We start from the raw sequence: 4626 nt of genomic DNA, 5'->3' as shown, positions 1-4626 counted from the left end.
GCCGCGGACTGCAAGTAACTGCCGGCTCTCCTCATCTATCCGATGGCTCTGGTGTTTTGCTCTCAGCTCATCTGGGCCAACCTCTCCCTGGCCGGCCAAGTCAAAATGGTAGAATTGCATCGTTAATCAATCAATGTCCTTCATTGGCCTAGGCTTGCCCATGCTCCAAACCCTACAAAAGCTCCTTGGGGATCCCAACGATCGGAAGATCCGGCAGTACCGTCCTGTCGTCAAGTTGATCAACTCGCTGGAGATCGAGATCGCCTCTCTTTCGGATGCGGAGCTCAAGGCCAAGACCACAGAGTTTCGCCAGCGCTTGGACAGAGGAGAATCTCTGGACGATCTCTTGCCGGAGGCGTTTGCCGTGGTGCGGGAGGCCGCCAAGCGAGTTTTGAACTTGCGCCATTACGACGTACAGCTCATCGGCGGCATGGTGCTGCACGAAGGCCAGATTGCCGAAATGAAAACCGGCGAGGGGAAAACCCTGGTCGCCACCCTGCCTGCCTACTTGAACGGCCTGACTGGGAAGGGGGTTCACATCGTTACCGTCAACGGCTACTTGGCCCGTCGGGACTCGGAGTGGATGGGACAAGTGCATCGTTTCTTGGGCCTGACGGTTGGTCTGGTGCAAGAGGGCATGTCGCCCGAAGAAAAGCGCCGCAGCTATAACTGCGACATCACCTATTGCACCAACAGCGAGCTGGGCTTCGACTACCTGCGGGACAACATGGCCACCGACATCAAAGAGGTGATGCAACGGCCCTTTAACTACTGCATCATCGACGAGGTGGACTCAATCCTTATCGACGAGGCCCGTACTCCCCTGATCATCTCCGGTCAGGTGGCTCGCCCCTCCGAAAAATACCTGCGGGCAGCCCAGGTGGCGCGGGAGCTGATCCGAGATGAACACTATGAGGTGGATGAAAAAGCCCGCAACGTCATCCTTACCGACGAGGGGTTTGAAGCCGCCGAGCGGTTGCTGGGGGTCTCTGACCTGTTTGATCCCAAGGATCCCTGGGCGCACTTTGTCTTTAACGCGGTGAAGGCCAAAGAGCTCTTCATCAAGGATGTCCACTACATCGTCCGCAATCAAGAGGTGGTGATCGTGGACGAGTTCACCGGGCGGGTGCTCCCCGGTCGTCGCTGGTCCGATGGGCTGCACCAGGCGGTGGAGGCCAAAGAGGGGGTGCCGATTCAAAGCGAGAGCCAAACCCTGGCCACCATCACCTACCAAAACCTTTTTCTGCTCTATCCCAAGCTTTCCGGCATGACGGGCACGGCTCGCACTGAGGAGGCCGAGTTCGGCAAAACCTACAACCTGGAAGTTACGGTGATCCCCACCAACCGACCCATCCGCCGCAAAGATGCCCCCGACTTGGTGTACAAGACCGAAAGGGGCAAGTGGCAAGCGGTTGCCGAGGAAATTGCCCACATGCACGCCCAGGGGCGCCCCGTCCTTGTGGGCACCACCAGCGTGGAAAAATCCGAACGCCTCTCGGCCATGCTCAAGGAAATGGGGATCCCCCACAACCTCCTCAACGCCAAGCCAGAAAACGTGGAGCGGGAGGCGGAGATCATTGCCCAGGCGGGGCGAAAAGGCGCTGTAACCATTGCTACCAACATGGCCGGTCGAGGCACGGACATCATCTTGGGAGGCAATGCGGAGTACATGGCCCGCCTCAAGCTGCGGGAACGGCTGATGCCCAAGCTGGCTCAATTGGACGCCGACAACCCCTTGGGATCCGTTCAGATGGTGGGACGGGGGGGTGGCCAGGGATTTGGTGGGACAGCACCCAAGCCGAAAAAATCCTGGACGGTGGTCTCCCCCAATTTTTACCCCTGTGAGCTGTCGGCCCGCACCAGCCAAGCTTTAGACGAAGTGGTGGCAGCAGCCGTGACCAAGTATGGGCTGAACCGTCTGCCAGAGCTGGTGGTGGAGGATCTCATCGCAGTAGCTTCCGAGAAAGCGCCGGTGCAGGATCCGCTAATTTTGCAACTGCGGGAGGTTTACAACAGCATCAAAGCCGAGTACGAAAAAATTACTGAGGCCGAGCACGAAGAGGTGGTGAGGCTGGGGGGCCTGCATGTGATCGGTACGGAGCGCCATGAATCCCGCCGTATCGACAACCAGCTGCGGGGCCGCGCCGGGCGACAAGGGGATCCCGGCTCCTCGCGGTTTTTCCTCAGCTTGGAAGACAACCTGCTCAAGATTTTCGGTGGCGAGCGGGTAGCCAAGCTCATGGACACGTTCCGGGTGGAGGAGGATATGCCCATCGAGCTGCCCAGCAGCATCCTGGAGAACGCGCAGAGAAAAGTGGAAGTATACTACTTCGACATGCGCAAGCAGGTGTTCGAGTATGACGAGGTTCTCAACAACCAGCGGCGGGCCATCTACTCAGAGCGGCGGCGCATCTTGGAGGGGGAGAACCTCAAGACCAAGATCCTCGACTACGTGCGCAAAACCGTTGGCGAGATCGTGCGAGCGCATGTCAACCCAGAGCTGCCCCCGGAAGAGTGGGAAATCGACAAGCTGACTGCCAAGATGCAGGAGTTTGTGCCGCTCCTGAAGCAGAACCTCAAGGTTGAGGATCTGCGGGATCTCTCCTACGAGCAGATCTTGGACTACCTGATCAAGCAGGCAGAACTGGCCTATGAGGCCAAAGAGGCTTTTCTGGATACCTTTGAGCCCGGTTTGATGCGCAAGGCAGAGCGCTTTTTCCTGTTGCAACAGGTGGACACCCTCTGGCGGGAACACCTGCAGCAGATGGAGGCGCTGCGGGAAGCTGTGGGCCTGCGAGGCTACGGTCAGAAGGATCCCCTGATCGAGTACAAGAACGAGGGCTACGAGCTGTTCCTGGAGATGATGGACAACATCCGCCGCAACACGGTGTACAACCTATTCATCTTTACTCCCCAAATTGTGCAAGTGCCCCAGGCATCGCGACCGGCTCCGGCACCCACTGCGGCTGCCAGCCCTGATCCCAGCTCTGCTTCAGGGGTGGTGGAAGCCGATTTCACGGAAGAATAATTGGCGTAGAGAGAAGTCAGCGGGGGAGGAGGATCTGTCGTAATGCCTCTTTCAGTTGTGGGTACTGGAAGGTAAAGCCCATCTGCAAAGCCGCTTGCGGGATCACTTTCTGCCCCGTCAAAACCACTTGAGCTGCCTCGCCCAACAGCAGTTCCAACGCCAGCTCCGGCACAGGCAACCAAGAGGGGCGACCCAAGACCTGGCCTAAGGTTCGGCAAAACTCTTCCATCTGCACCGGGTTGGGAGCGGTGGCGTTGAACACTCCGGATCCCTGCTCCAGCAGGAAGCAGACCAAGCTCACCCAATCCTCGCGGTGGATCCAAGACAGCCATTGTTTGCCGGAGCCGATCGTTCCGCCGATAAAGAACTGAAAGGGGGCCAGCATCTGCCCCAGCGCTCCTCCATCCGGCCCCAACACAATCCCCGTGCGCAGGATGGCCAAACGGATCCCCAATTCCTCAACCGGCCGGGCGGCAGCTTCCCAAGCTTGACAGACTTCTGCCAGAAAATCTTGGGCCGGGGGATCCGTCTCTGTTAAGGGTTCTCCTGCCGGATGGGATCCGTAGTAACCCACCGCCGAGCTGCTGATCATCACCTGGGGCTTTTGGTTGAGGGAGGCGAGGGCTTGGACAAGGGCCTGGGTGGTTTCCACACGGCTACGACGGATTTCTTTTTTCTTGGTCTCTGTCCAGCGAGAAGAAGCCAAAGGCTCTCCGGCCAAGTTGACAATCCCCTCGTACCCTTCCAGGGCGGCTGCCCAGGCTTGCGGTTGGTAGGGATCGTAGGGCAGCAGCTTGAGGTTGGGGGATTCCCCCAAAATGCGGCGGGCCTGCTCCAGGCGGCGGGTCAAGACCAAAACCTGATCCCCTTGCTCCAGCAGACGGGCCACCAAGCGACGCCCGATAAAACCACTTCCACCCGTGATGACAATGCGCATGATGTGGATCCGACTTGCATCTGCACAAGCCCTGTGCCGCCCTTGTCCTTTGAACGGTGCAGAGCCTTTCCGCTATTCGAACCTCTAGCCTAGCGCGTTTCCTGCCCCGCGTTGGCCATTGCCTGGGATCCCGCCATCCGTTTGCTGAGCTTGGCGAAGTGGCAGAGCCCAAGAAAGCCCAAGAATAAAAATGTTTTGCGGCAAAGCGTAAACTACCCGACTCCGACCGCTAAGCGGTACGGAGCGGGCTTTCAGCAGCCCTGAGCCTGCTTTGCTCTACCAGAGAACAAAACAGGCCCGAACCTCTAGGCTGGTTTACGACAGCCCCCAAAAGCGCAATCACATTCGCACCATTCAAATCCGCATCCCCTTCCCATCCACAGTGTCCACACTTGAACGACTTACCACTGCGGTAGGATTGCGCAGGGTCGGGATGGATGTGCAAACACCGGTGGCAGGTCTGCGACGTGTAGGCAGGCGGAACAAGAATCAGAGAAACCCCTGCAACTCTCGCCTTGTATTCCAGAAACTGCCTCAGTTGGTAGAACGCCCAACTGTTGGCCCGCCTACGCTCTGTCTTGCTGCGTGGCTGTTGATTGACCCTTTCCCGGATCCCCGTCAGGTCTTCCAGAGCGATAGCGCTGTTGGTAGCTTTTGCCCT

Annotated in this window: 3 protein-coding genes; 1 reads left to right on the top strand and 2 read right to left on the bottom strand. The window is 58.4% G+C overall.

What is annotated here, in order from left to right:
* The first annotated feature begins 160 nt into the window (after window positions 1-160).
* Window positions 161-3028 carry a preprotein translocase subunit SecA gene (gene secA / locus NW820_RS08805; RefSeq protein ID WP_414407278.1) on the top strand — a complete coding sequence of 956 codons (2868 nt, stop codon included), beginning with the start codon at window positions 161-163 and terminating at the stop codon, window positions 3026-3028.
* Window positions 3029-3044: 16 nt separating this feature from the next.
* Here the strand turns inward: secA and NW820_RS08800 are convergent, their stop codons facing one another.
* Window positions 3045-3965, bottom strand: a complete 921-nt coding sequence (locus NW820_RS08800; protein WP_414343742.1) for a TIGR01777 family oxidoreductase — start codon at window positions 3963-3965, stop codon at window positions 3045-3047.
* A 229-nt stretch (window positions 3966-4194) separates the two neighbouring features.
* Window positions 4195-4626 (bottom strand): RNA-guided endonuclease TnpB family protein (locus NW820_RS08795; protein WP_414407274.1); only part of this gene is annotated, 432 nt, incomplete at its 5' end.

The organism is Synechococcus sp. R55.7 (assembly GCF_047461955.1).
GTDB lineage: Bacteria > Cyanobacteriota > Cyanobacteriia > Thermostichales > Thermostichaceae > Thermostichus.
This window is presented reverse-complemented; position numbering and strand designations above follow the sequence as displayed.